The organism is Arthrobacter oryzae (assembly GCF_030718995.1).
GTDB lineage: Bacteria > Actinomycetota > Actinomycetes > Actinomycetales > Micrococcaceae > Arthrobacter > Arthrobacter oryzae_C.
Genome location: NZ_CP132204.1, coordinates 2,547,516 through 2,573,286, shown reverse-complemented (window position 1 = coordinate 2,573,286; position 25,771 = coordinate 2,547,516). Strand labels below are relative to the sequence as shown.

25 protein-coding genes and 2 riboswitches are annotated in these 25,771 nt (G+C 66.1%); of the genes, 8 read left to right on the top strand and 17 right to left on the bottom strand.

Translation table 11 applies throughout. From position 1 onward, the window contains the following. Positions 1–149: 149 nt before the first annotated feature. The 4 genes from Q8Z05_RS11860 to Q8Z05_RS11845 all read right to left on the bottom strand — a co-directional run bounded on the left by Q8Z05_RS11860 (position 150) and on the right by Q8Z05_RS11845 (position 2,805). Positions 150–1,463: an ABC transporter substrate-binding protein gene (locus Q8Z05_RS11860; RefSeq protein WP_305939838.1), complete on the bottom strand. Its 1,314-nt coding sequence runs from the start codon at positions 1,461–1,463 to the stop codon at positions 150–152. Then, positions 1,463–1,666 carry a cold-shock protein gene (locus Q8Z05_RS11855; RefSeq protein WP_305939837.1) on the bottom strand — a complete coding sequence of 68 codons (204 nt, stop codon included), beginning with the start codon at positions 1,664–1,666 and terminating at the stop codon, positions 1,463–1,465. The genes Q8Z05_RS11860 and Q8Z05_RS11855 overlap by 1 nt, the downstream gene beginning before the upstream one ends. A gap of 163 nt (positions 1,667–1,829) precedes the next feature. Then, positions 1,830–2,471: a LytR C-terminal domain-containing protein gene (locus Q8Z05_RS11850; protein ID WP_305939836.1), complete on the bottom strand. Its 642-nt coding sequence runs from the start codon at positions 2,469–2,471 to the stop codon at positions 1,830–1,832. 49 nt (positions 2,472–2,520) lie between these two features. Further along, positions 2,521–2,805 carry a DUF3263 domain-containing protein gene (locus Q8Z05_RS11845; protein WP_305943547.1) on the bottom strand — a complete coding sequence of 95 codons (285 nt, stop codon included), beginning with the start codon at positions 2,803–2,805 and terminating at the stop codon, positions 2,521–2,523. Positions 2,806–3,073: 268 nt separating this feature from the next. Between Q8Z05_RS11845 and Q8Z05_RS11840 the strand changes: the two genes are divergently transcribed. Together Q8Z05_RS11840 and Q8Z05_RS11835 are read left to right on the top strand one after the other, a co-directional pair. After that, positions 3,074–3,841 (top strand): uracil-DNA glycosylase, encoded by a 768-nt coding sequence (locus Q8Z05_RS11840; protein ID WP_305939835.1) that lies wholly within the window; start codon positions 3,074–3,076, stop codon positions 3,839–3,841. Between the two features lie 15 nt (positions 3,842–3,856). After that, positions 3,857–4,696 carry a siderophore-interacting protein gene (locus Q8Z05_RS11835; RefSeq protein ID WP_305939834.1) on the top strand — a complete coding sequence of 280 codons (840 nt, stop codon included), beginning with the start codon at positions 3,857–3,859 and terminating at the stop codon, positions 4,694–4,696. 46 nt (positions 4,697–4,742) lie between these two features. Here Q8Z05_RS11835 and Q8Z05_RS11830 read toward each other — a convergent pair whose 3' ends face one another. The 3 genes from Q8Z05_RS11830 to Q8Z05_RS11820 form a co-directional block, all read right to left on the bottom strand. Further along, positions 4,743–6,239, bottom strand: a complete 1,497-nt coding sequence (locus tag Q8Z05_RS11830) for a threonine/serine ThrE exporter family protein (protein WP_305939833.1) — start codon at positions 6,237–6,239, stop codon at positions 4,743–4,745. Positions 6,240–6,270: 31 nt separating this feature from the next. Further along, positions 6,271–7,344: a lipid II:glycine glycyltransferase FemX gene (locus Q8Z05_RS11825; protein WP_305939832.1), complete on the bottom strand. Its 1,074-nt coding sequence runs from the start codon at positions 7,342–7,344 to the stop codon at positions 6,271–6,273. 116 nt (positions 7,345–7,460) lie between these two features. Further along, on the bottom strand, positions 7,461–8,282 hold the full coding sequence (locus Q8Z05_RS11820) for a DNA/RNA non-specific endonuclease (protein WP_305939831.1): 822 nt from the start codon (positions 8,280–8,282) through the stop codon (positions 7,461–7,463). Positions 8,283–8,427: 145 nt separating this feature from the next. Here Q8Z05_RS11820 and Q8Z05_RS11815 point away from each other — a divergent pair, with 145 nt between their 5' ends. Beyond that, on the top strand, positions 8,428–8,985 hold the full coding sequence (locus tag Q8Z05_RS11815; protein WP_305939830.1) for a TspO/MBR family protein: 558 nt from the start codon (positions 8,428–8,430) through the stop codon (positions 8,983–8,985). A gap of 25 nt (positions 8,986–9,010) precedes the next feature. Here the strand turns inward: Q8Z05_RS11815 and Q8Z05_RS11810 are convergent, their stop codons facing one another. The 6 genes from Q8Z05_RS11810 to Q8Z05_RS11785 form a co-directional block, all read right to left on the bottom strand. Beyond that, positions 9,011–10,447, bottom strand: coding sequence for an L-serine ammonia-lyase (locus Q8Z05_RS11810; protein ID WP_305939829.1), 1,437 nt, complete (start codon positions 10,445–10,447; stop codon positions 9,011–9,013). Between the two features lie 160 nt (positions 10,448–10,607). Further along, positions 10,608–11,936, bottom strand: a complete 1,329-nt coding sequence (gene glyA / locus Q8Z05_RS11805) for a serine hydroxymethyltransferase (RefSeq protein WP_305939828.1) — start codon at positions 11,934–11,936, stop codon at positions 10,608–10,610. After that, positions 11,933–12,316 carry a glycine cleavage system protein GcvH gene (gene gcvH / locus Q8Z05_RS11800; protein WP_305939827.1) on the bottom strand — a complete coding sequence of 128 codons (384 nt, stop codon included), beginning with the start codon at positions 12,314–12,316 and terminating at the stop codon, positions 11,933–11,935. The genes glyA and gcvH overlap by 4 nt, the downstream gene beginning before the upstream one ends. A 210-nt stretch (positions 12,317–12,526) precedes the next feature. Continuing rightward, a complete protein-coding gene (gcvT, locus tag Q8Z05_RS11795; protein WP_305939826.1) occupies positions 12,527–13,675 on the bottom strand; it encodes a glycine cleavage system aminomethyltransferase GcvT in 1,149 nt (382 codons plus the stop codon). A 12-nt stretch (positions 13,676–13,687) separates the two neighbouring features. Further along, positions 13,688–16,546: an aminomethyl-transferring glycine dehydrogenase gene (gene gcvP, locus Q8Z05_RS11790; protein ID WP_305939825.1), complete on the bottom strand. Its 2,859-nt coding sequence runs from the start codon at positions 16,544–16,546 to the stop codon at positions 13,688–13,690. A 53-nt stretch (positions 16,547–16,599) separates the two neighbouring features. Beyond that, positions 16,600–16,717: riboswitch (glycine riboswitch) on the bottom strand. A 1-nt stretch (position 16,718) separates the two neighbouring features. After that, positions 16,719–16,817, bottom strand: a riboswitch (glycine riboswitch). A gap of 104 nt (positions 16,818–16,921) precedes the next feature. Continuing rightward, positions 16,922–17,461 carry a TetR/AcrR family transcriptional regulator gene (locus Q8Z05_RS11785; RefSeq protein ID WP_305939824.1) on the bottom strand — a complete coding sequence of 180 codons (540 nt, stop codon included), beginning with the start codon at positions 17,459–17,461 and terminating at the stop codon, positions 16,922–16,924. A 68-nt stretch (positions 17,462–17,529) separates the two neighbouring features. On the opposite strand from Q8Z05_RS11785, the gene Q8Z05_RS11780 reads away from it, so the two are divergent. After that, positions 17,530–19,134, top strand: coding sequence for an MFS transporter (locus Q8Z05_RS11780; protein WP_305939823.1), 1,605 nt, complete (start codon positions 17,530–17,532; stop codon positions 19,132–19,134). A gap of 137 nt (positions 19,135–19,271) precedes the next feature. Here the strand turns inward: Q8Z05_RS11780 and Q8Z05_RS11775 are convergent, their stop codons facing one another. After that, on the bottom strand, positions 19,272–19,763 hold the full coding sequence (locus tag Q8Z05_RS11775) for a Dps family protein (protein WP_305939822.1): 492 nt from the start codon (positions 19,761–19,763) through the stop codon (positions 19,272–19,274). Positions 19,764–19,912: 149 nt separating this feature from the next. On the opposite strand from Q8Z05_RS11775, the gene Q8Z05_RS11770 reads away from it, so the two are divergent. From Q8Z05_RS11770 to Q8Z05_RS11755, 4 genes are all read left to right on the top strand, one after another. After that, positions 19,913–20,389: a DoxX family protein gene (locus tag Q8Z05_RS11770; protein ID WP_305939821.1), complete on the top strand. Its 477-nt coding sequence runs from the start codon at positions 19,913–19,915 to the stop codon at positions 20,387–20,389. 166 nt (positions 20,390–20,555) lie between these two features. Beyond that, a complete protein-coding gene (locus tag Q8Z05_RS11765) occupies positions 20,556–21,590 on the top strand; it encodes a nitrilase-related carbon-nitrogen hydrolase (RefSeq protein WP_305939820.1) in 1,035 nt (344 codons plus the stop codon). Next, complete coding sequence (locus tag Q8Z05_RS11760) at positions 21,587–22,630, top strand: agmatine deiminase family protein (RefSeq protein WP_305939819.1); 1,044 nt, start codon at positions 21,587–21,589, stop codon at positions 22,628–22,630. Before Q8Z05_RS11765 ends, Q8Z05_RS11760 begins: the two co-directional genes overlap by 4 nt. 11 nt (positions 22,631–22,641) lie before the next feature. Beyond that, positions 22,642–24,231 (top strand): APC family permease, encoded by a 1,590-nt coding sequence (locus Q8Z05_RS11755; RefSeq protein ID WP_305939818.1) that lies wholly within the window; start codon positions 22,642–22,644, stop codon positions 24,229–24,231. A gap of 32 nt (positions 24,232–24,263) precedes the next feature. Here the strand turns inward: Q8Z05_RS11755 and Q8Z05_RS11750 are convergent, their stop codons facing one another. From Q8Z05_RS11750 to Q8Z05_RS11740, 3 genes are all read right to left on the bottom strand, one after another. Continuing rightward, positions 24,264–24,806 (bottom strand): AMIN-like domain-containing (lipo)protein, encoded by a 543-nt coding sequence (locus tag Q8Z05_RS11750; RefSeq protein ID WP_305939817.1) that lies wholly within the window; start codon positions 24,804–24,806, stop codon positions 24,264–24,266. 222 nt (positions 24,807–25,028) lie between these two features. Next, the gene (locus Q8Z05_RS11745; protein WP_305939816.1) at positions 25,029–25,331 is read right to left on the bottom strand and encodes a DUF4193 domain-containing protein; all 303 of its coding nucleotides are present in this window, start codon (positions 25,329–25,331) and stop codon (positions 25,029–25,031) included. A 155-nt stretch (positions 25,332–25,486) separates the two neighbouring features. After that, on the bottom strand, positions 25,487–25,708 hold the full coding sequence (locus tag Q8Z05_RS11740; RefSeq protein ID WP_305939815.1) for a hypothetical protein: 222 nt from the start codon (positions 25,706–25,708) through the stop codon (positions 25,487–25,489). Positions 25,709–25,771: the final 63 nt, after the last annotated feature.

Sequence of the window (25,771 nt, the reverse complement as noted above, 5' to 3'; positions counted from 1 at the left end):
TCCCGCTCTCCGCAGCCGGCCGGAACCGGGCGTCGAATTAGCAGTCAGTCCGTGGGAGTGCTAAATCAATAATTAGCACTCCCCCGGGGAGAGTGCAAGCAGGGATTGCGCGGAAAGCCCTCCTGCGGCCCGCACTACGCTAGGAGCGATCAGCCGCCGGCACGGGCGGACGTTTCACTTCCGCTCATCCGGGCCCTGTTGTCTGCGCCGTAGCTGAACACCATGTAGTTGGCGGCGGTGATATCGCCGTTGGTATCGAAGCTGATCGGCCCGGACTCGCCGTCGTAATCCGCCGGGTTGCCGGCCCTGATGGCGTCGGCACATTCTTTGTAGGTCTTGCACGGCTGGACAGTTCCCTTGTCGACACCGCCGGGGCCGCGCTGTCCGGAGACCGCAACCAGTTGCGCGGCAATGGACGAGCCCGCGTCGTCCTGCGCCGCGGCCGCTGCGATGGCAGCCAGGTTCACGGCATCATATGCTTCCCCGGCAAACGTCATGTCCTTGAGTCCGGGATCAACCGCCACCAGCTCGCCCTGGAAGTGCGCCGACGGGAACATGCCCGGCAGGATGCCGCGGGTACCCTCGAGGGCCTTGGATCCGAGGGCCGATCCGTACTGGTTGATCGCACCGTCACTGAGGATCAGTTTGCTGCCGGCCAGCCCCGCGTTGTTGAGTTCGGCTATGGCGCCCTGGGCTCCGGCGCGGGCCACCAGGACGACGGCGTCTGGGCCTGCGGCTTTGGCAGCTGCAGCCGCCTGCTGCGCCTGGCCGGACGTGAAGGCGGCCTCTGCCACGGTCCCAAGGCCGGCTGCTTTCGCCGCGGCGGCGACGGCAACTGAAACGTCCTTGCCGTAGGTGTCGTCCTCGTGCAGGATGGCGATTGTCCGGGCCCCGCTGTCCTTGGCCAGCTTGACCAGCACGGGAGCCTGGGCAACGTCCGCCGCCGACGTGCGGAAGTAATATCCGCCGCTCCGGTACCTGGTCAGTCCGTGCGCCGTGTTTGCCGGAGAGATGATGGCCACCTTGGCCCGCGACAGGACATCGATTGCCCCCGGGGCCCGGCTGGAGTCAGTCGGGCCGATGACGACATCCGCCTTGGCCGCCACGAGCTCCTTCGCCTGGGCGGTTGCGTCCTCGCTGATGTTCTCGGGCAGGAGTTCCACCGGCCGCCCTTTGTGGCCCCCTGCGGCGTTGATCTCCTGGACCGCCAGTTTGGCCGCGGCAAGCTGCGCGGAGTTGAGGAACGACTGCTTCCCGGTGTTATCCAGCATCAGCCCTATACGCAGCGTGCCGTCGCCGCCGGCGTCCACGGCATCAACCCGGACGTTGCCGCTCGGACCGGAGCAGCCAGCAAGCACGAGCGCCGTTCCGGCCGCAAGAACCAGCGTTGCGGATATCCGAAGCCGGGGCCGAACAGGGCGGGCGGGGATGCCTGTGCCATGCATTGCCGCGGTGGAGAGCATCAGGCCGGCCGGACGTTTTCTGCCTGCGGACCCTTCTCGCCTTCGCCGACTTCGAACTGCACCCGCTGTCCTTCGTCGAGGGCGCGGTAGCCCTCGCCTTCGATGGCCGACCAGTGCACGAAGACGTCGTCTCCGGAGGCGTCAACGGTAATGAAGCCATAGCCTTTTTCGGCATTGAACCATTTGACGGTTCCCGTTGCCATGTTGCCCACTTTCCGGTTGCTTTGATCGGCCCACGTCACTGTGCGCCGTTGGGACGGTCCGCTGTGGTGCGGCATCCGGAATCACTGTAGCCATTGCCGTTTGCCGGGTGCAGGACCGAGGCCTGCGCGCCACCAATAGTTATTCAGGCGTAACCGAATTCCCTTACTGGAACCCGGGCCCGAGGACCACGACCACCGGCTGCTGGAACTCGGCGGAGTCCACCAGCGAGGTGATGCTCAGGAGCTCCCCCAGCGCCTCGGCGTTCGCTTTTTGCCCAGCGCCGCTGTAGTAGATCACGGAGGACTGCTGCGGCATTCCGCCCCAGTTGCCCACCGGGCCCAGGGTCCAGCCCTCGCCTGCCACGGTGCTGCTCACACGGCCGGCAAGCCCCGCTGTGGTGGTCCCGTTGTAGACCGCCACGGCCTGGGTCTTATCGACGGCTTGCGCCTCGGCAGGAACTTCCGAGGGTGAGCTGCCGGCTGACGGCGTCTCGCTGGCGGAGGGCACGGCGCTCGGGTCTGCGCTGGGTTCGGCACCCGGGGACGCCGTGCCTTGGGGCGTCTCCGCGGAAGCCGAAGGGCTGCTGAGCGCTGACCCTGCCGCCATCAGCGGGCTGCCGGAAGGAGTAATTCCCAGCTTCGGCAGGAAAAGGAAGGCAACCAGTCCGATGGCGAGCGCCACAACGCCGACGGCCAGGATCGGACCCAGCCTGCGCCGGGAGGATTCGGAGGCGACCCGGTGTACACCCTGTCGTGAGGAGGTCTCCGGGACCCTGTCGAATTCATCCCGAGCGTATTTGGTCATGGTAAAACGATGTCCTTGTTGGTTCTCGCTGGTTGCCCGGCCCTGACTGTTAAGCGTCAGAACCCAAACGGCGCGCCGTGCGTGCCCGTTGGCGTGACGTACGTAGTCTACGCAATCTCTTCACGAGCATGGGGTCGTGGGCCAGGGCGTCCTCGGTGTCAATCAGAGTGTTGAGGATCTGGTAGTAGTGCGTGGCGGAGAGGTCGAACAGCTCCCGAATCGCCTGCTCCTTGGCCCCTGCATACTTCCACCACTGCCGTTCGAGCGCCAGCATTTGCTGGTCCCGCCCGCTCAGCCTGGAGCCCGGCTGCGGTGCGGGCAGGGAGTATGCCATCCCCGCATTTTCGCTGCCTATGCCCGCCAGTGAGAGGTCATCGCGCACTGGTTCGGCCACGGCAAAATCCTTCACTTGATCCGGTCAAAGTCACTTTCCATGGTACGGGCGAATAACACGCCTGTCATTTACGCCCGGTGACATGCCCTTGTGAGGCGGCACAACTGACTTTTGCCGGCGCCTCGCTCGTTCCTCGCTGAGACGGCGCCTACGCAAAAGCCAGTGCCGCCCGCCAGCTTCCACAGCACACCCCTGCGAGAATGGACTCGTGTTTGATTCTGAAGCCTTGTTCGAGCTGAAGCCTGCCGTTGAGGCGGTGGGATTCGCTGAGATGGCGGGCCTGCCGATGGACCGCCTGATGGCGGCAGACTGGGCCGCCGCGCTGGCTCCTGTCGAGGCAGAGCTGCGCAGCGTTCTGGAGTACCTTGCCGCTGAAGTGGCGGCCGGGCACCAGGTGCTGCCGTCGCCGTCGAACGTCCTGCGCGCCTTTCAACGGCCGCTGGCCGCCGTCAAGGTCCTCATCGTGGGCCAGGATCCTTACCCGACGCCGGGCCACCCCATCGGACTGTCATTCGCAGTGGAGGGGCACACCAGGCCCATTCCGCGCAGCCTCGCAAACATCTACAAGGAACTCGAATCCGACCTCGGCCTTCCGGCGCGCGTCCACGGGGACCTCACCCGGTGGGCGGACCAAGGCGTGCTCCTGCTGAACCGGGTCCTGACAGTCCGCGCCGGGGCCGCAGGATCGCACCGCGGCAAGGGCTGGGAAGCAATCACGACGGCGGCGATCGCCGCCGTCGCCGGGCGCCGTGCTGCCGACGGCAATCCGGCGCCCCTGGTGGCCGTGTTGTGGGGCAAGGATGCCGAGAGTGTCCGGCCGCTTCTTGGAAACACTCCGGTGCTCACCAGCGCACATCCCAGCCCGTTATCCGCCGCGCGCGGATTCTTTGGATCGCGCCCGTTTAGCAAGGCGAACCAGGTGCTCCGTTCACAGGGTTCGGAGCCCGTCAACTGGGAGCTTCCCCCGGTTTCTTAGCCTAGGCTTACTTCCATGACTTCCCTCCCTGCCGCCACGTCAGCAAGCCGAAAATCACGTCCCCAGACGAACCTCACGGTCCTGCGGCGCGAGGAGCTCTCACCGCACATGGTGCGGATCGTGGCCGGCGGTGACGGCTTCTCCGGCTATGTGAACAACGATTACGTGGACCGCTACGTGAAGATCGCCTTCCCGCAGCCCGGCGTCGAGTACCCGCTCCCCCTGGACCTTTGGGCCATCCGTGAAACGATGCCGCGCGACCAGTGGCCGCACACCAGGACCTACACGGTGCGTTGGGTGGATGAAGAGGCCCGGGAACTGGCCATCGACTTCGTCATCCATGGTGACGAGGGCCTGGCGGGTCCCTGGGCGGCGACAGCCCGCCCCGGCGACAGCCTGGTGTTCACCGGTCCGGGGGGCGGCTACAACCCGGACCCGGCCGCGGACTGGCACCTCTTCGCCGGCGATGAGGCCGCCTTGCCGGCCATCGCCGCCGCCATCGAGTCACTGCCGACGGACTCCCGCGGCCTGGCGTTCCTTGAAGTGGACAGCCACGCCGATATCCAGCCCATCAAGGCCCCGGCCGGCCTGCAGGTCCAGTGGCTGGCGCGGAACGGCACCCCCGCCGGAAGCAGCCGCCTCCTGGTCAGCGCGGTCCGGGACGCCGAGTGGCCCGGCGGCCGGGTGCACGTTTTCGCCCATGGCGAGCGGGGCTACATGAAGTCCCTCCGGGAGGTTTTCTACCGTGAACGGGGCCTTGAACGCTCACAGGTGTCCTTGTCCGGTTACTGGGCCACCGGGCGGGTGGAGGACGACTTCCAGGCCGAAAAGAAGCTTCCCATCGGCCAGGTCTAGGCCCCCACAGCTGGTAGCTGCACCTCCGGCCCTCGGACAGGTGCAGCTAGCGGCGCCGGGCGCGGCGGCGCTCGTTACTTGCCAGGCTCCGCGTGAGCGGGCGGGCCAGCGTGTCCCCGAGGACGATGCCTGCGGCCACACCCAGCACGATCGCACCGGCGTTCAGCATTCCCCCGGCGCCCACCAGGATCTCCGACTCTTCGATGGTCAACACATACATGGAGCGGAATATAGTGAGGCCCGGGAGCAATATCAGCGCCGCGGGAACGGCCACCACCAGCTGCGGGGCTCCCATCCTCAGGGCGATCACCCTGGCCATGAGGCCGATGACCACGGCCGCCACGGCTGGCGAAAACCTCGCCCCCATGCCGATCAGCTCTGCGCCGAGCAGCACCATGTACCCCACGACGCCCACTCCGGCGGTGGGGAGCAGGAGCTGCCACGAAGTCTGTTCCGTCACGCCGATCGCTACGACGGCAATGGCGATCAGGATCACTACAACCCAGAAGTCATACGCAGGCGGGAATGTCTCCGTGACGTCGATTTCCTCCATGCCCATCATGGCTCCGAACACGAAGGCCACCGAGATCCCGGCCACGAGGGCGCCGAAGGTCAGCATGGTGGACAGGAACCGGCCCGCCGCCGTGACGGGGAAGCCGTTAATGGCGTCCTGGACCGAGGAGACAAGACGGCCGGTGGGCAGGAGCAGCAGGATGCCGCCCACCACCACAATCGCCGGCGCGATCTGGATGCCGATAGGGCTGCCGAACCGCCACAGCAGCAAAGCGATGAACGTGACCAGGAACGCGCACGACGCCGTCGTGAAGAAGTCCGGCACACGCCAGCGGCCCAGCTGCCGGGCCAGCAGGCTGACCAGCAGGTTCGAGCCGAACGCGATGGCTGAGGCACCCGGGCCGCCGCCGAGGACACCCACGAACACCGCGGCGAACACGCCGAAGGCAACCGTAACCATCCAGCGCGGAAACGGCTTGGACGCCCGGATGATTTCGTCCAGCCGGCGGACTGCCTCATCCCGGCCCACCCCGCCTGCCACGATGTCGGTGACGAGCTGGTGCACCTGGGCCAGGCCCGCGTAATTGTTGGTCCAGGAGCGCACCACCCGGAGCAGCGAGAGGGGCGGCTGGTCCTTCGGCGCATAGTTGATGGCAACAGACTGGTTGGTGATATCCACTTCGATGTGCTTCAGGCCCAGTGCCGCCGTGACGGCGATGATACTGGTTTCCACTTCGAGGGCACCGGCACCGTAGCGGAACATGGACTCGGCCAGATGGAGCGCGAAGTCGATGGTCTTGCGGGCGGAGGTATCCACTCCCCCGACCTGGATCATGGGGTTGGCGTACGGGCTGCCCGCAAGCCGGTCCACAATGCTCATGGGGGCTGTCGGCGGATTCTCGCCCTGCACCAGCCGGCGCAGCATGCGCTTGGCGGCGGCGTTCTGCCGCACCTGGGACGCGGTGAGCGGCTGGGTCGGGGGCAGCGGCGTCGTAGGCGGCCTGCGGCGACCGTCGGGTGCTTTGGTCATTGCGGCCTCCTCAAGGGCTTAAGACTGGAATTTAGTAGAACTGCCGGCCTGTTCGCCGGGTGTACAGCTGGCGGGCGACACGTTCGCCGGCCGCCGTCCAGGCTTTGTATTTCAACGGGCTGATGACCTGGTCATAGCAGCCCACGAAGTCGGTGACCGTCTTGCTGAAGCTGGTCTTGAACAGCCCCAGGCCGTGGAACGGGTTGGACGTGTCCTTGAGTTTGTCGCTGGGCGGTGTGCCACAGAAGTCGTATTCCGTGCAGCCGAGTTCCTTGACCTGGTTGATGGCCGTCCACTGCACCAGGTGGGAGTCTCCGTACTGGCTGCGCTTCTGGAGGGAACCGCCGTCCTTGTAAGTCCCCTTCCGGCCGTAATTGATCACGAAGGCCCCAACGGAAGGAACGCCGTTCTCGTAGACGAACAGCAACCGCCCCTGGCCGCGCCCGATGAAGTTGGTCCAGAACTGCCGGTAATAGTCGTACTCGCGGACCCGGACCTGCGACTTCGCTTCCACCGTGGTGGTCATCAGCGCATACATGGCCCTGAAGTTCTCTTCGATGGGCTCCACGTTGTGGACTTCCACGCCCTCGCGGATGGCCCGGCGCACAGCGTTGCGTCCCCTGGAATGCAGGTTCCGAAGCAACTGGTTCTCCTCCGGCGCGATGTCCAGCAGTGCGGTGGAGTCATTGGGCTGCAGGTTGGGCGTCTTAACCAGCCCGGCGCCCTCGATCACGCGCCGTGCGTCCTCCGAGAGGATGATGTCCGGCTCAATCTTGATAGCAAAGACGCCCAGCTTTGCGCGCTTCACAAACTCCGCATTGGCCGCGGCAATGCCCGGGATATCTTCAACTGCTGCCACGTCCGGACCCTTGATGAGGTACCAGAGCTTGCCCAGGACCGGGAAGGATTTCTCCAGCACCAGGTTGTAGCTCGTGTAGTCAGCGGTTTCGTAGACCAGGTGGAGGGGCTTCCAGCCGAAGTGTTGTTTGACCTCGGCAAAAGCCTCAGACTGAAGCAGGTTGCCGCCGTTCGGGTTCGCAGTCACGTGGTTGTCCCAGTTGGCGACCTCCTCGGCGGAGGCAAAGCGGGCGGTAAATTCTCGCAAGTGCGCGGTGTCCAATCTTTGCGGTCGGTACTTCGGCTGCATGCCGGGCATGCAAGGCACAAGTCTATCGGCCCTCCCTAGGAGGACGCTGACCGGCGGTTCCCTGACGGCCGGGCTCAGAGCCGGATCTGTTCAAGGGCTTCGAGCCGGACGGCCAGTGGTTCCTTGCCCAGGGATCGCTGGCTTTTTGCCAGCCGGTCCGCATTTTCCAGCCGGGACAGGCTCAATCCGGTCATTTCGGTGATCCGGGCAATCGGGACCTGGAAGGTGCGGAAAGGGCCCAGCGGAGGCGGCTCATCGGCCAGGAGCCGTTCGCGGATGGCCTTCTTGAGCTCCACTTTTCCCAGCAGCGGCGACTGGTCCAGCACGAACCCGGCAGCAGCGAGTTTTCCATCCGTGGTCCAGGCCGCGATCTTCCAGAACTTCCGGGGTATCTGCACGCCGCGGTACGGCAGGTCGTCATCTGCCAGCACCGGTCCCGTGAAGACGCTGAGCTTGGCGTCGTTGAGGTCGGCGTGATTCAGGACGTGGTTTTCCAGCCCCACCCACAGCTCCTTGCCCTGGTTGAAGTCGTCAACCTGCGGCGCGGCGTTGGTGAAGGCGAAGGTGTCCTGGTTGGCGGCCTTGGCGGTCTCCGGATCGCCCCACACCGGGTCCAGCCGCCGGACAAGGTGCCCCCGGTCAAAGGCGTTGTTCTTGTAGACGTCCGGTCCGGCCTGGTGCTCCTGGGGAACCCGGGGATCGAAATGCCAGGTCCCTTCCCGGGCCAGCGCCACCAGCTCGCGTCCGTGGATGTTGACGCCGACGACGGCGGCGAGCTTGCGCGCCGGGCGCAGCCTGACGGAAAAATGGATGTAGTCAAGCAATACCGTTGCTGCCGGCGGACTGGGCAGCTCAAGGCGTGCCCGCAAGAAGTCCCGGTCATATCCCCCAGTCATAGCTACATGGTGGCACTCCAGTCACACAGTGAACAGAGCCCGGGCCGGAAGCTGATTGACAGGATCGGGGAAGCTGCCCGCCGGACCGATTCGCCCGCGTCCACTCCGGCTTGACTTGGCCTGCCGTACTGGCAAGGCTTGAAGCATGCAGGCCCATCACGAACAGCCTATTTCCGGTTCCCGCGGCGGGTCCGGCACCGGTTCCGGGCATCGCAGCGCAGGCGTCCAGCTGATGGGACTGGTCGCGTTCCTCGGCGCCTCGGCCTTGGTGGCCTGGTTGGGTGCGCTGGCCACCCTGAACAATGTGGACGGCTGGTACGCCACGGCGGACAAGGCTCCGTGGTCACCGCCCAACTGGGTGTTCGGCCCTGCCTGGACCCTGCTCTATACCGCAATGGCCGTTGCCGCGTGGCTCGTGTGGCGGCGCCGCTCGGAACGCACAGGACCAGCGTTGGCTGCCTACGCCGTCCAACTCGTGTTGAACTTGTCGTGGACGCCCGTGTTTTTCGGCCTCTATCCGGTGATGGGCACCGCGGCGCTCTGGCTGGGGCTGGCCATCATCATCGCCCTGGTCATCGCGGTGACCGTGACCGTGCTGTTTTTCGGCCCTATCAGCCGAGCCGCCGGCCTTCTGCTGTTGCCCTACATCTCGTGGCTGGTATTCGCCACGAGCCTCAACTGGTGGGCTGCCCTGCACAACTGAGGCAGCCCCGGCAGGGACCACCGGCTCAGCATTCGACGACGTTGACGGCGAGGCCGCCCATGGCCGTTTCCTTGTATTTGGAGGACATGTCCTTGCCGGTCTCGCGCATGGTCACGATCACCTCGTCCAGGGAGACCCGGTGCGTCCCGTCACCCCAGAGCGCCATCTTCGCGGCATTGATGGCCTTCGCCGCGGCGATCGCGTTCCGCTCGATGCAGGGGATCTGCACCAGACCGCCGATCGGATCACACGTCAGCCCCAGGTTGTGTTCCATCGCGATCTCCGCCGCGTTCTCCACTTGCTGAGGCGTCCCGCCCATGACCTCGGCCAGACCGGCAGCGGCCATCGAGGACGCCGAGCCCACCTCGCCCTGGCAACCCACCTCGGCACCCGAAATCGACGCCTGCTCCTTGTAGAGCACACCAATGGCGGCGGCGGTCAGCAGGAACTTCACCACCACGTCCTCGCGGTCCGCCTGCGTCGCCTTGTCCATGCCCGGCGCGAAATGCAGGGCGTAATACAGCACCGCCGGGATGATCCCGGCCGCCCCGTTCGTGGGCGCGGTGACCACCCGGCCACCCGAGGCGTTCTCCTCGTTCACGGCGAGGGCGATCAGGTTGACCCATTCCTGCCAGTACTTCGGATCCCGGTACTCCGGGTCCTGAGGATCCTGGTCCCGGGTCTCCTTCATCAGGCGCTCATGCCAGTCCGGGGCCCGACGTCGGACCTTCAGCCCGCCCGGCAGCAGCCCCTCACGCTTCAGCGACACCGCGACGCACTCCTCCATCACGGAGTAGATGTGCAGCAGCCCCTCGCGGATCTCCTCCCCGGACCGGGACGCGCGTTCGTTGATCATCATGATCTCCCCGATGGACAGGCCCTTGGACTGGCACCGGCCCAGCAACTCCGCAGCGGTCCGGAACGGCAGCGGCAGCTCTTTCTTGGACTCCTCCAGCTCCTGCCGGGCCGCGTCCTCCTCGCCCTCACGGACAATAAACCCGCCGCCGACAGAGAAGAACGTCGCCTGGTGCAGCACCTCGCCCTTTTCGTCCAAAACCGTGAACGTCATCCCGTTCGTGTGCCGCGGCAGGATCGTCAACGGCCGCAGCACCATGTCCTTCACCCCGTACGGCAACGCCACACCCCGCCCGTCACCGGCGCCGGCCAGCTGCAGTTCCCCGGACTCCGCGATCGCCGCCAACCGCTCCTCCACCTCCGCCGGCAGGATCTTCTCCGGATGGTAGCCCTCCAGCCCCAGCAGGATCGCCGTCATGGTCCCGTGCCCGTGCCCGGTCGCAGCCAGCGAACCGTACAGATCCACCCGCAGCGACGCCACCCGGTCCAGATCACCGGACGCCTTCAGCTCCTCAGCGAACACCGCGGCAGCCCGCATCGGACCCACCGTATGCGAACTCGACGGCCCGATTCCAATGGAAAAAAGATCAAAAACACCAACAGCCATAGCCGGGGTCCTTACTTGGTCTAACTGTGGTCCGGCAGATGGTCCTGCCGGAGGGCGGTGCAGCCGCCGGTGGGCGGCTGCACTGCCGGATGCACGACGACGGGCGGCAGCTTATGGCGGCCGCCCGGCGTCGTGATCTGTTACTTCTGTAATACGGCCTCTAGCCCAGGTTGGCAACCGAGGGGTACAGCGGGTGGGCCGCGGCGAGTGCGTCAACCCGTGAGCGCAGGCCGGAAAGGTCCGCGCCGGCGTCGGCGATCAGCGCCTCAGCGATGATGTCCGCCACTTCGGCAAAGGCGGCTTCGCCGAAACCGCGGGTCGCGAGGGCCGGTGTGCCGATGCGCAGTCCCGAGGTGACCATCGGCGGCCTCGGGTCGAACGGCACGGCGTTGCGGTTCACGGTGATGTCGATGGCAGCGAGGCGGTCTTCCGCCTGCTGGCCGTCGAGTTCGCAGTTGCGCAGGTCCACCAGGACCAGGTGGACGTCGGTTCCGCCGGATATCACGCTGATCCCCTTGGCGGTGACGTCCGGCTGGACCAGGCGGTCAGCCAGGATCCGGGCACCGGCCAGGACGCGTTCCTGGCGTTCCTTGAACTCCGGGGATGCGGCGATCTTGAACGCCACGGCCTTGCCGGCGATGACGTGCTCCAGGGGCCCGCCCTGCTGGCCGGGGAACACTGCCGAGTTGATCTTCTTGGCGATGTCGGCGTCGTTGGAGAGGATGATGCCGCCGCGCGGACCGGCGAGGGTCTTGTGCGTGGTGGACGTGGTGACGTGTGCGTGCGGCACTGGCGACGGGTGCAGTCCGGCCGCGACGAGCCCGGCAAAGTGGGCCATGTCCACCATCAGGTAGGCGCCCACCAGGTCGGCGATCCGGCGGAACTCGGCAAAATCCAGCTGCCGGGCATAGGCGGACCAGCCCGCGACGATCAGCTGCGGCTTATGCTCCAGGGCCAGGCGTTCCACCTCTGCCATGTCGATCCGGTGGTCCTCTTCGCGGACCTGGTACGGAATGACGTTGTACAGGCGGCCGGAGAAGTTGATGCGCATGCCGTGGGTCAGGTGTCCCCCATGGGCAAGGTTCAGGCCCATGATGGTGTCGCCCGGCTTGATCAGCGCATGCATCACCGAGGCATTGGCCTGGGCCCCGGAGTGCGGCTGCACGTTCGCGAACCCGGCGCCGAACAGGGCCTTCACCCGGTCAATGGCCAGCTGCTCGATCACATCGACGTGTTCACAGCCGCCGTAGTAGCGCTTGCCCGGGTAGCCTTCGGCGTACTTGTTGGTCACCACGGAGCCCTGGGCCTGCATCACAGCTTTGGCGGTGTGGTTCTCCGAGGCGATCATTTCCAGGCCGCTGCGCTGGCGGGCCAGTTCGTCGTCGATCTTCGCTGCGATCTCGGGGTCCAGCGCGGACAGGTCCGAGTCCAGGGACGCCGAGACTACCTGCTCGAACGCGACGGTGCCTGCAGCGCCCGCCGAGCTCACAGTTCGCCGCCGTTCTTGGAAGCGTATTCCTCGGCGGAGAGCAGCGGGCCGTCCGATTCGGCGGCGACCTTAAAGAGCCAGCCGGCGCCGTACGGGTCGCTGTTGATCAGCGCGGGGTCGTCGACGACGGCGGAGTTGGTTTCGGTGACCTCGCCGGCGACCGGGGAGTACAGGTCCGAAACGGACTTGGTGGACTCGACCTCGCCGCAGGTCTCCCCAGCGGTCACCGTGGCGCCGACCTCGGGCAGGTCAACGTACACAATGTCGCCGAGCGCGTCCGTGGCCACGGCGGAAATCCCGATGGACACGAGGTTGCCGGCTTCCCGGGCCACCCACTCGTGCTCGTCGGAGTACTGGAGTTCAGGGGCTACTTTTGCCATGTGTTTTTTCCTTTAGTTTGGTTTGCGAAAAGTGAGAGAGCGTTGGCCCAAACACTGCAGGAAGTGAGAGAGCGTTGGGGCTGGGATCCGGCAGAGTGCGTCAGAGCGACGTGGGCCCACGCCGGCAGGGTTCCCTTGCCGAGCTTGCGAGGCTAGGGAGCCGGTGGGGAGCAGCATGCAGAGGATCTCAGCCCCAACGCAACCCCAAAGCTACTTTTGGCGCTTGTAGAAAGGCAGTGCGACCACTTCGAAGGGCTCGGCCTTGCCGCGCAGGTCGATGTCCAGGGCAGTGCCTACCTCGGAGTGTTCGACGTCGACGTAGGCCAATGCCACCGGGTAGCCCAGGGTGGGGCTCGGCTGGCCGGACGTCACTTCGCCAACAACGTTGCCGTCCTTGAGGACCGGGTAGTGGCCGCGGCCGGCACGCCGGCCCAGGCCTTTCAAGCCCACCAGCTTGCGGCCGCTCGTGGAACCGGCGCCGCCGGCCTTGAGTGCTTCGAGCGCCGCACGGCCCACGAAGTCGCTTACCTTGGCGAGTGAGACAACCGGGCCGAGGCCTGCTGCGTAGGGATTGCCTTCGCGGGAGAGCTCGTTGCCGTAGAGCGGCATGCCGGCTTCCAGGCGCAGCGAGTCGCGGCAGGCCAGGCCGGCCGGGACGAGCTCGCCTTCCTCGGCCACAGCCGAGATTGCCTGCCACAGGGCTGCGGCGTCGGCGTTGTCCACGAAGATCTCGAAACCGTCCTCACCGGTGTACCCGGTGCGGGCCAGCAGGAGGTCCTTGCTGCTGCCGGCCACCATGAAGGGAACCTCCACGGCGGCGTAGTACTTCAGGCCGGTCACCAGTTCGTGCTGTGCCGCGGGCACCAGGCGAAGCAGAATGGCTTCGGCCTTGGGACCCTGGACGGCGATCAGCGAGGTGTCAGCGGAAGCGTCGTCCACCACGACGTCGAAGTTTGCAGCCCGTTCCGCCAGTGCTTCGGCGACCACGACGGCGTTGCCGGCGTTCGGGACAACCAGGAACCTGTCCGTGCCGTCTTCAGCAACAGGGCGCCGGTACGTGATGAGGTCGTCGATGATGCCGCCGTCTTCCTGGCAGATCAGCGAGTACTTTGCCTTGCCCACGGACATGGCGGAGATCTTGCCCACCAGGGCATAGTCCAGGAACGCTGCGGCGTCCGGGCCGGTGACCCAGACTTCGCCCATGTGGGAGAGGTCAAACAGGCCTGCCGCGTTGCGGACGGCGTGGTGTTCGGCCAGCTCGGAGGAGTACTTCAGGGGCATCTGCCAGCCACCGAAATCGGTGAAGGACGCGCCGAGCTTCTTGTGCTCTTCGTAGAGCGCGGTGTAATTCTCAGTCATCGCGGGAAATCCTTAGTTTTCGAACTCGGAAATGGGCGGGCAGGAGCAGATCAGGTTGCGGTCCCCTGCTGCGCCGTCAATGCGGCCCACGGGCGGGAAGTACTTGTCCTGCTTCAGGTGGTGGACCGGGAAAGCGGCCTGCTCGCGCGGGTACTCGCGCTTCCAGTCGGAGGAGACGACGGCGGCCGCGGTGTGCGGTGCGTTGCGCAGCGGGGAGTTCTCCACGGTGAAGTCGCCGTTGGCAACCTGGTCGATTTCCTGGCGGATGGTGATCATCGCGTCGATGAAGCGGTCGATCTCCACGAGGTCCTCGGACTCGGTGGGCTCCACCATGAGCGTGCCGGCAACCGGGAACGCCAGCGTGGGTGCGTGGAAGCCGAAGTCGATGAGGCGCTTGGCCACGTCTTCCGCGGTGACGCCGGTCTTGGCGGTCAGTGCACGGAGGTCCAGGATGCACTCGTGCGCCACGAGTCCGCCTTCGCCGGTGTACAGGACCGGGAAGAACTCGTTCAGGCGGGATGCGATGTAGTTCGCCGCCAGCAGGGCAGACTTGGTGGCCTCGGTCAGGCCGGTGCCGCCCATCAGCTTCACGTAAGCCCAGGAGATCGGCAGAACGCCGGCGGAGCCGAAGCGCGAAGCGGAGATCGCCACGCCGTGACCGTCCTCGTGTGCGGCCTTGTTCGCGTCCCCCGGCATGAAGGGTGCCAGGTGGGCCTTGGCTGCCACCGGGCCGACGCCCGGGCCGCCTCCGCCGTGCGGGATGCAGAAGGTCTTGTGCAGGTTCAGGTGGGACACGTCGCCGCCGAACTTGCCCGGCTGCGCCAGGCCCACGAGGGCGTTGAGGTTCGCACCGTCGACGTAGACCTGCCCGCCGGCCGCGTGCACCGAGTCGCAGATTTCGCGGACGTCGGCGTCATACACGCCATGCGTGGACGGGTAGGTGATCATGATTGCGGACAGGACGTCCTTGTTGGCCTCGATCTTCGCCTGGAAGTCGGCGTGGTCGATCGTGCCGTCGGCAGCGGTGGCCACCACAACCACCTTCATGCCGGCCAGCACGGCCGACGCAGCGTTGGTGCCGTGCGCGGAGGCGGGGATCAGGCAGACGTTGCGCTGGTCATCGCCACGGGACAGGTGGTAGCCACGGATCGCCAGGAGGCCCGCGAGCTCGCCCTGGGAGCCGGCGTTGGGCTGGATGGAGACCTGGTCGTAGCCGGTGATCTCGGCGAGGTCCGCTTCCAGGCCTTCGATCAGTTCACGCCAGCCCTCGGTCTGGGAGTCCGGTGCGAAGGGGTGGATGGAGGCGAACTCCGGCCAGGAGATGGCTTCCATCTCGGCCGTGGCGTTCAGCTTCATGGTGCAGGAACCCAGCGGGATCATGGTGCGGTCCAGCGCGAGGTCACGGTCCGAGAGCTTGCGGATATAGCGCAGCAGCTGGGTTTCGGAGCGGTGCGTGTTGAAGACCGGGTGCTGCAGGTAGTCCGAGGAACGTTCGACGGCGGCGTCAAGGGCGAAGCCTGCGTCGGCGTCGGTGTCGGCAACCTCGGCGCCGAAGACGGCGGCGACGGCGGCGACGATTTCCGGCGTCGTGGTTTCGTCAGTGGAGATGCCCACCGTGTCGGCGTCGATGCCGCGCAGGTTGATGCCCTTGGCCTCCGCAGCCGCAACGATTTCAACGGCCTTGCCCGGAACGCGGACAGTGACGGTGTCGAAGAAGCTGCCGTGCAGGACTTCGAGGCCGGCACCCTGCAGGGACGCTGCCAGGGTGCGGGCGTGGTTGTGGACGGTCTCGGCGATGGCCTTCAGGCCGTCGGGGCCGTGGTAGACGGCGTACATGGAGGAGACGATGGCCAGCAGTGCCTGCGCGGTGCAGATGTTGGACGTGGCCTTTTCGCGGCGGATGTGCTGCTCGCGGGTCTGGAGTGCCAGGCGGTAGGCCGGAGTTCCCGCGTTGTCCTTGGACACACCCACCAGGCGGCCAGGCATGGAGCGCTCGAGGCCCTTCTGGACGGCCATGTAGGCGGCGTGCGGACCGCCGAAGAACAGCGGCACACCCAGGCGCTGGGTGGAGCCGACGGCGATGTCCGCACCCTGCTCGCCCGGAGGCGTGATGAGGGTCAGCGAGAGCAGGTCAGCCGCGACGGTGACCAGCGCGCCGCGTTCCTTGGCGGCGGCGATGACCGCGGAGTGGTCGAACACGCGGCCGGAAACGCCCGGCTGCTGCAGCACGATGCCGTTGATGATGCCGTCGGGAAGTCCCTGGGACAGGTCCGCAACCTCAACTTCGAAGCCGAGTGCCTCGGCGCGGCCCTTGACGATGGCGATGGTCTGGGGCAGCACATCGGCGTCGAGGACGGTTTTGCCGTCGTGGGCGGTCTTGTTCTTGTTGGCGCGGCGCATCATCAACACCGCTTCGGCCACAGCGGTGGCTTCGTCCAGCAGGGAGGCGTTGGCGATGGGCAGCCCCACGAGGTCCTGGACCATGGTCTGGAAGTTCAGGAGCGCCTCGAGACGGCCCTGGGAGATTTCCGGCTGGTACGGGGTGTAGGCGGTGTACCAGGCCGGGGATTCCAGGACGTTACGGCGGATCACCGGCGGGGTCACGGTGTCGTAGTAGCCCTGGCCGATCATCTGCACAGCCGTCTTGTTCTTGGCAGCCAGCTTGCGCAGCTCCCCGAGGACTTCAACCTCGCTGAGGGCGTCCTGAAGGCGGAGGGCAACGTCCTGGCGGATGTCGTTGGGGACTGCCGTATCAACCAGCGAATCGACACTGTCGTAACCGACAGACTTGAGCATGGTGTCGATATCGGCCTGGCGGCGGGCGCCAATATGCCGGTCGACAAAGGTGGTGGAGACTGAACTAACCGTCACGAAGGAACTCCATTACTAATGGCAGCGCCGGATGCGCCGCAGTGGTTCGGGTTCCTCCCCGCTCTGTATTGGACCTGAGAGTTTCCGCGGGGACCAGCTTACGCATGGCTCCGCTTGCACCGTCGGTGAGCAGGCACGTCCCAGCGGACAGCCTGCTGCTTTCCAGAGTTGCCTTGCCGCGGCGGTACATGGGCCTGAGAGATTCCTGGGGAGGGTTTGCTCCTACGGCGCCTGCTTGTACCTACTTGCAGAACTCTCCCGCCGCAGATCAAAGGCATATTTAGTTAGCGGTGACAACAGTCACAGCTGCAATTGTCCTACGCGGCGGTCCAGTCTGCAAACTCTGCCGTCCAGCCCGGCGCCGCATGACGGACGTCAGCCGCGGAGCCGCTCGACGGCGGCCAGGAGGCTGTCGACGTCGCCGCTCATTTCCGGCGGGGCGGCACCGGGGCCGCTGGCCAGCATGGCGTTGTAGTACAGGCCGTCACCCATATAGAGGACAGCCTTGGCCATGGCCGGCCCGACGTCGCCGGCCAAAAGCTCCAGCCAGCTCCGCTGGACTGCCGCGAACCGGTGCATCGTTTCCGCGTGGGCCACCTCGGCGAGCCGCGTGGCAGCAACAAACGCGCGGTCCAGCGGGGTTCCCGCCCAGAGCGAGGACCGTATGAAGTAGGCCGCAGCCCCTTCCGGAGCTTTTGCCATCACGTCCAGATCTCCCGCAACGAGCAGGTCCATCCGTTCCAGCAACGCCGAAATCAAAGCCTCCTTGTTCGGGAAGTGGTACAGCAGCCCGCCTTTGGAAACGCCGGCGCGCCGGGCAACGGCGTCCAGCGTGGCGGCACGTTCGCCCACTTCGATCAGGAGGGATTCAAAGGCGTCCAGCACAGCTTCGCGCGCAACGGGTTTTCTGGCCATGGCTCCTATCATGCCCGGTTGGTGGGCCGGTTTCTTAACTGTACCGTCCGGACGGTATAGTTATTGTCATGGGAAACACATCAGCACCTTCGACGCCGGTCACCCCGACTTTCACGCGGAGCTCCGCTGCAGCAGGCCGCCCTGTTCCCGGCAGCAGTCTCCACACACCGAAACGCGGACAGGATTGGCTTGCACTGGCGTTGCTGATGTTCCCGGTTTTGTTGGTCGCCGTAGACAACACCGCACTGACATTTGCCCTGCCCGCCATCGCCGGCAGCCTCGAGCCAACCGGCGTTCAGCTGCTGTGGATCGTTGACGCGTACCCCCTGGTCCTGGCTGGCCTCCTGGTTGCCATGGGAAGTTTCGGCGACAGGATCGGACGCCGGCGGCTCCTGTTGATCGGCAGCTTCGGGTTCGCCGCGGTGTCCGCCGCCACGGCATTTGCCCCGAGCGCGGAGTGGCTGATCACAGGGCGCGCCGCCCTCGGATTTTTCGGCGCGATGCTGATGCCTTCCACTTTGTCCCTGATCCGGAACATCTTTCCGGATCCCAACCGGCGCCGGCTTGCCATCGCCATCTGGGCGGCTGGCTTCTCCGGCGGCGCCGCGCTCGGGCCCATCTTCGGCGGGTGGCTCGTGGAGCATTTCTGGTGGGGCGCCATCCTGCTGGTGGCCGTGCCCATCATGCTGCCCATCCTGGCCCTTGGCCCGGTGCTCATTCCGGAGTCCAGGGATCCCCGGCCAGGAACAGTGGACGTTGCCAGCATCGCCCTCTCGCTGCTGACCATGGTTCCGCTCGTATACGGCATCAAGGCGCTGGCAACGGAGGGCTTCGGCGCTGTGCCGGCGGCAGTCACCGGCTTCGGACTGCTGATGGGCTATGCCTTCGTCCGGCGGCAGAAACGGCTTCACAGCCCCCTGCTGGACATGAGCCTGTTCGGCAACAGGATCTTCAGTACGGCGATTACGGCCAATGTCCTGGCACTGTTTTCCTTCAACGGCTTCATTCTCTTCCTGGCCCAACACCTCCAACTACTCGAGGGCCGGCGGCCCACGGAGGCCGGGATCTCCATGATCCCCGCCCTGGTTGCCACCGTGCTTGCCGGACTGCTGGTGGTCCCGCTGGTGCGCAGGGTAAGGCCCGGATTCGTCGTGGCCGGCGGACTTTCGCTGAGCGCCACCGGCTACTTCATCGTGGCGTTCGGGGATCATTCCGGCGGCCCTGCGCTGCTGCTGGCCGCACTCCTGGTCCTGGCCCTGGGCGTGGGCGCTGCGGAGACGATATCCAACGACATGATTCTCGGATCCGTGCCGCCGGAGAAATCAGGAGCAGCGGCCGCCATTTCGGAGACCGGCTACGAGATCGGCTCATTGCTGGGAACGGCAATCCTCGGTTCGATCCTGACGGCGTCCTACCAGCGGAACCTCGTCCTGCCCGAGGGCGTCAGCGCCGCCGGCACCGGGGAGGGGACCGCGCAGGCCCAGGAGACGCTGGCGGGGGCCATGGAGCTGGCACAGTCGCTGCCGGCGCCGCTGGCGGACGCACTGACGTCCGCGGCCAGGGTCGCCTTTGAGTCGGGCGTCCATGTGACGGCGTCCATTGCGCTGGTACTGATGGCCGGGGCGGCAGCCCTCGTCGCCGTCGTACTCCGCGGAGTCCCCAAGGCGACATAGATCCGCCCGACGCCGCCCGCCATCCGGGGCGATAGCACCCCGGGACAGCAGGAAGCCCGGCGACGGGACATGCTCCGGCGCCGGGCTTCCTGGCGGTGGCCAGCGACCGGAGTCGCCGTAGTGCTACTGCCGCCGGCCTACTTGCTGCTCGGCTTGCTGTCGGGAGTGGTCACGCTGGCTGAAGCCTTCATGTTCTCAGCGCCCACCATCCAGGCGTACTGCTCGAGCTTCGAAATGAACTCATGCAGCAGATCCGCCGTGGTGGGATCCTCCTCGTCAACCTCATCGTGGACCTTGCGCATGGTTCCCACAGCGGCTTCCAGGGCCGCGACGATGCGGTCAACGGCGTCCCTGGTGTTGATCAGCCCCTGCGGGAACTGCGCAAGGCTGGTGGTTTCGGCCACAGTGGCGCTGCGGCCGTCCGGCAGGGCGTGGAGGGCGCGCATGCGCTCCGCCATGTCGTCGGCGAAGTTCCGGGCGGCATCGATGATTTCATCCAGCTGCAGGTGGAGGTCGCGGAAGTTGGTTCCCACGATGTTCCAGTGAGCCTGCTTGCCCTGGATATGCAGTTCAATCAGGTCCGCGAGCACAGCCTGCAGATTGTTGGTCAGCGTCGGTGAAGCTTTCATGAATCCTCCTCGATTGGTCCAGTAGTCCTGACGCTATCAGCCACGCGGGGCGGCGGAGGAGGGCTGCAGGAAATTTCTCAGTGAGCTTAGTAACTGACAGCCGACTTGCGGCCGCCGGCCCGGGTGGGTAAGCATGTTACTTTTCGGTAATGGAACGGATTCGAACGGCACTGACCCATCTCCTCACCCGCCCGGCCGGGAAGGTTTCGGTACCACGGCTGATCGGCGCCATTGCCCTCGGGAGTGCGCTGGCCTTCGCCGGGATCAGCCACCTCACCGTGGCGCGGCAGGAGTTCCAGGCACAGGTTCCGCCATGGTTCCCGGTGGACAAGGACGCCGTGGTCCTGGCGTCCGGCGTCCTGGAAGTCGCCCTCGGTGCCGCCTTGATCGCGCTGCGCAAACGCCGCGTCCCGGTGGGCCTGCTCGCGGCGGCGTTCTTTATCCTGATCTTCCCCGGCAACATCTCGCAGTACGCGACCCGGACGGACGCGTTCGGCCTGGACACGGACCGCGACCGCCTGGTGCGGCTGCTCTTCCAGCCCGTATTGGTTGCATGGGCCCTGTGGTGCACGGGGGCATGGAAGGAACTGCGCGCGTCGTTGCGGTCAGATGCCAAACGACCCTAGCTCCGGGCACCCTCCACGACGCCGCCCCTTCCCGACACCCTCCCAGCCACCGTTCCCCGAAATAAAAGAACGTAATTCATTTAACCCTTGCGCCGACGGTTTGTGACCCCTCATACTAAATGAACGTCATTCATTTAGTGACGGTCGTCTCACTGGAAGTAAGCACATGATTGAAATTTCCTGCCTCGACTCCCCTCCTTCCCTGGCGCGGACAACGCCGTCCGCACGCCCCGCCCTGAGGGTGGGCGTGGTGCAGCACCGCTGGCACACAAACCCGGACGCCCTCCTGGCCGAACTCGACGAAGGCATCGGCCGCGCCGCGCGGCTCGGCGCCACGGTGGTCTTCCTGCCCGAGCTGACGCTGTCCCGCTACCCCGCGGACACGCGCCCGGAGAACGATACGGCCCGGCCTTGGGCCCCGCGCCCCCGCCCGTCGGACCTTGCTGAGGACCTGCTGACCGGGCCCACCTTCCGCTTCGCCGCGGAGGCCGCCCGCCGGCACGGCATCTCCGTCCACGCTTCCCTCTACCAGCGCGCGGAGAACCCGGACGGATCGGACGACGGCCTTGGATTGAACACTGCAATCCTGGTATCGCCCGGGGGTGAACTTCTTGCCCGCACGCATAAACTGCACATCCCGGTGACCGCCGGCTACTACGAGGACAAGTTCTTCCGCCAGGGGCCCGCCGCCGGGGATGCCTACGAGGTCCATTCCCCGGCCGAACTGGGCGGAGCCCGGCTGGGCATGCCCACCTGCTGGGACGAATGGTTCCCGGAACTCGCCCGGCTGTATTCCCTGGGCGGGGCAGACATCCTGGTCTACCCCACCGCCATCGGCTCCGAACCGGACCACCCGGAGTTCGACACCCAGCCGCTCTGGCAGCAGGTGATCGTGGGCAACGGGATCGCCAACGGCCTGTTCATGGTGGCCCCCAACCGCTGGGGAAACGAAGGAACCTTGAATTTCTACGGCTCCTCCTTCATCTCGGACCCGTACGGCCGGATTCTCGTCCAGGCGCCCCGCGACGCATCCGCCGTCCTGGTGGCCGACCTGGACCTTGACCAGCGCAGGGACTGGCTCACCCTTTTTCCTTTCCTGGCCACCCGCCGCCCGGACACCTACGGCCGGCTGGCCGAACCGGTGCGGCACGACCAGCCGCTGGGCGGCGAGGCCCGCACCTACCACGAGGTGACCGCATGAGCCGCTGGCGCATGCCCGCCGAGACGGCACCGCAAGAGCGCGTCTGGATGGCGTTCCCCACAGGCGGCTACACGCTCGGTGACACCGCCGGGGAGGCACACGCCGCACGGTCCGTCTGGGCCGCCGTTGCCAATGCCGCCGTCGAATTCGAGCCGGTCACCGTGGTGGTGGCGCCCGACGACGTCGGCACCGCCGCGCGCTACCTGGATGCCGCCGTCGAGGTGCTCATCGCGGACCTGGACGATGCCTGGATGCGGGACATCGGCCCCACCTTCGTCCTCGACGACGACGGGCGCCTGGGCGCGGTCGACTGGGTCTTCAACGGCTGGGGCGGGCAGGACTGGGCGCGCTGGGACAAAGACGCGCTGATCGGCGCGGAAGTAGCGGGCCGGTCCGGAGCCTGCCACCTTGCCTCCTCCCTGGTCAATGAAGGCGGCGGCATCCACGTGGACGGCGAGGGAACCGTGCTGGTGACCGAAACCGTGCAACTGGACCCGGACCGCAATCCCGGACTGACCAAGGCGGACGTGGAGGCCGAACTCGCACGGACCATCGGCGCCACCCACGTTATCTGGCTGCCCCGCGGCCTGACCAGGGACTCCGAACGGTTCGGAACCCGGGGGCACGTGGACATCGTGGCCGCGATCCCCTCCCCCGGAACGCTGCTGGTCCATTCGCAGCAGGACCCGGAGCATCCCGATTTCGAGGTCAGCCGCGAAATCATCAGTTTCCTGGCCACCACCCGGGACGCCGCAGGCCGCGAGTGGAACATCATCGAGGTCCCCGCTCCCGCCTCCCTCAGGGACCACGAAGGTTTCGTGGACTACAGCTACATCAACCACCTTGTGGTGAACGGCGGCGTGATTGCCTGCACGTTCGCCGACCCCAACGACGAAAAGGCCCTGCGGATCCTTGCCGACGCCTACCCCGGCCGCCGGATCGTGGGCATCGACGCCCGCGAGCTGTTCGCGAGGGGCGGCGGCATCCACTGCATCACCCAGCAGCAGCCTGCTGCTTCCTCTAAAGTATTGACTTCGTGAAAGGTCCGGACATGACCCAAACCATCCGCCAGGGCTCCCAGTCCGGCGCAGCCGGCGCAAAAGCATCCGGCGCCGGTTCAACCGGCGCTGACGCGCCGGGAACCGCGCACGGCATCACCGGAAAGGGACTGAAGGGCGGGCAACTGGGCCTCCTCGCCGTCGTCGTCCTCGGCATTTCGACCATCGCGCCGGCCTATACGCTCACCAGCGCCCTTGGCCCCACCGTGAACGAGGCCGGGCTGCAACTGCCCGTCATTTTCCTCATCGGCTTCATCCCCATGATTTTGGTGTCCCTGGCCTACCGTGAGCTCAACGCCGACTCGCCGGACAGCGGCACCACCTTCACCTGGGTCACCAAGGCCTTCGGCCCCTGGGTGGGGTGGATGGGAGGTTGGGGACTCCTCGCGGCGAACATCATCGTGCTGTCCAACCTGGCAGCGGTGGCGGTGGACTTCTTCTACCTGTTCCTTGCCCAGCTCACCGGCGCCCCGGAACTGGCGGACCTCGCCGCCAACAAGCTCCTGAACGTCGCCACGTGCTTCGTGTTCGTGGCCTTGGCCGTCTGGGTGAGCTACCGCGGCCTGCACACCACCAAGATCGTGCAGTACGGCCTGGTGGGATTCCAGTTGCTGGTGCTCGGCCTGTTCGTGGCCATGGCCTTCGCCAACTGGTCGTCCTCGGAAACCTCCATCCCGTTCAGCTGGGAATGGTTTGACGTCACCAAGATCGAGACCTTCGGGCAGATCGCCGCCGGAATTTCGCTGTCCATCTTCGTGTACTGGGGCTGGGATGTGTGCCTCACTGTGAACGAGGAAACGGCCAACGGCAAGAAGACCGCGGGCATTGCCGGCACCCTCACCGCCGTGGTGGTCCTGGGCATCTACCTCCTGGTCACCATCGCCACCATGATGTTCGCCGGCGTGGGCACCGAGGGCGTCGGGCTGAACAACGAAGAGAACCACGCAAACATTTTCACCGCGCTGGCCTCCCCCATCATGGGCCCGTTTGCGATCCTCATGTCCCTGGCGGTCCTGTCCAGCTCCGCGGCGTCGCTGCAGTCCACATTCACCTCGCCGTCCCGCAGCCTGCTGGCCATGGCACACTACGGTGCCCTGCCGAAGCCTTTCAGCCACATGAGCAGGAAGTTTTCGACGCCGGGTTTCGCAACGATCGCTGCAGGCGTCCTCTCCGCGGGGTTCTATGCGGTGATGCATGTGGTCAGCGAAAATGTCCTGAACGACACCATCCTTGCCCTGGGACTCATGATCTGCTTCTACTACGGGCTGACGGCGTTCGCGTGCACCTGGTACTTCCGCAACAGCGTCTTCAGCAGCGTCCGCAACTTCGTGCTGCGGCTGCTATGCCCCCTGCTGGGCGGCCTGGGACTGCTGGTGGTGTTCCTGCAGACGGCCGCGGACAGCTGGGCGCCGGAGTTCGGCAGCGGATCCGAGATCTTCGGCGTGGGGCTGGTCTTCGTCCTCGGGGTGGGAATCCTCGCCTTGGGCGCCGTGTTCATGCTCATCATGGCCAGGCTGCGCCCCGGGTTCTTCCGCGGCGAAACCATCCGCAAGGACACCCCTGCCCTGGTGGTTCCGGAGTAAGGCGGGCAGCTCAGCAGCAGCCCGCCAACTGCTCACCAGTAGTGGGCAACGTCAACCACAAAGCGGGATCCTGCCCCGGGTCCGTCCAGGGTGAACACCCTGAAGGGAAGGCGTCCGCGGACACCGAGGCCGAGGCTGGAGTAACCTTCGAAGCTTCCGGCCCAGGCGAGCTGGCGGAAGGTCTGGTAGCCGCCGACGTTGGCGAGTTCCTTCGGGTCCGCAGGGTCATACGTGGGGTTCCCGCCGCCGTCGTAAGCCGGTGAGTTCACGGTGATCTGCAGGAATGCCCGTCCCCGCAGGGGAACCGGGAGGCCTGAACCGTCCTGCACCACCGTGGGGACATACCGGACCGTGTAGCCTTCCACGGGCCCGTTGAGGTCAACCACCATGCGGTCGAAGCAGTAGTGCTGCCCGGTCCGCACGTTCGTGACCTGCCCCGTGCCCATGGTGTCGTCGGATTTTGCCAGCGATCCCCACACCAGGCCGCAGTAGGAAGCGGACGCTGGCGCCGGGGCCACAAGTCCCAGCCCGGCGGCCATCAGAATTGCTGCGAGCCACACTTGGAATTTCTTCATTTCAGCCACCCCTGGAAGCGATGAGATATCTCAAGCGTAGGAGCCCGGACAGGCAATGACGAGGGTCCACGTCCGTTCGGCGCCCAACCGTTAACCTGCCGCCGCGCAGGTTACGGAACGGCACACAGCGAGGCGCCGGCAGCCCCTGCGGGTTGCCGGCGCCTCGCGTGCCGTGCGTTTGAAAATGTTAGGCGCGTGAACTGCGGCCGCGCCGAAGGCTTCCTAGCCTTCGCAGTCGCGGCAGTACTTCAAACCGTTCTTTTCCTTGGCAACCTGGGACCGGTGACGGACCAGGAAGCAGGAGGAGCAGGTGAATTCATCCGACTGCTCCGGGACAACAGTGACCGTCAGTTCCTCGCCGGAAAGATCCGCCCCCGGAAGGTCAATGCCTTCGGCGGTGTCGTTCTCGTCGACATCGATAACGGCGGTCTGGGCTCCGCCGCCGCGGGACGCCTGGAGGGCCTCCAGCGATTCAGCGGGAGACTCTTCTTCTGTCTTGCGTGGGGCGTCGTAATCGGTAGCCATGGCGGGGTTCACTTTCGTTGCTGCGCAGCGCCGTCTCGGGCACCTCAGTGAAGCAGTTTAGGCCATTATGACGGTAGTTGAAGAAAAGTGTGTTCAACCCGACACATTACGCCCGCCAGCAGGGCAACCAGACCTCCAGCGCAGCAAGCCGGCGGCTACCCCTCGCTTGCCGCGGCAGCCTTTTTCCGGTGCGCGATCGCCGCATGGTCGGCAGCAAAGGACACCCCGCTGAGGGCCGGAAGCCAGCCCCACCTGGTGACGTCGGCGATGGCGGCATGACCTTGCTCCCAGGCGGCGTGGTCCGCAGGGTCCGCTGCTGCCGGCGTGGGCCGGGCCTCGAACCACGAGGCAATTCTGGTGAGCAGGCGCGTTGTCATAGGGCCAAACGTAGGCGACGCATGTTGTGGGAACATTTCGCCGCAGTCTCCGCGGCGTTACAT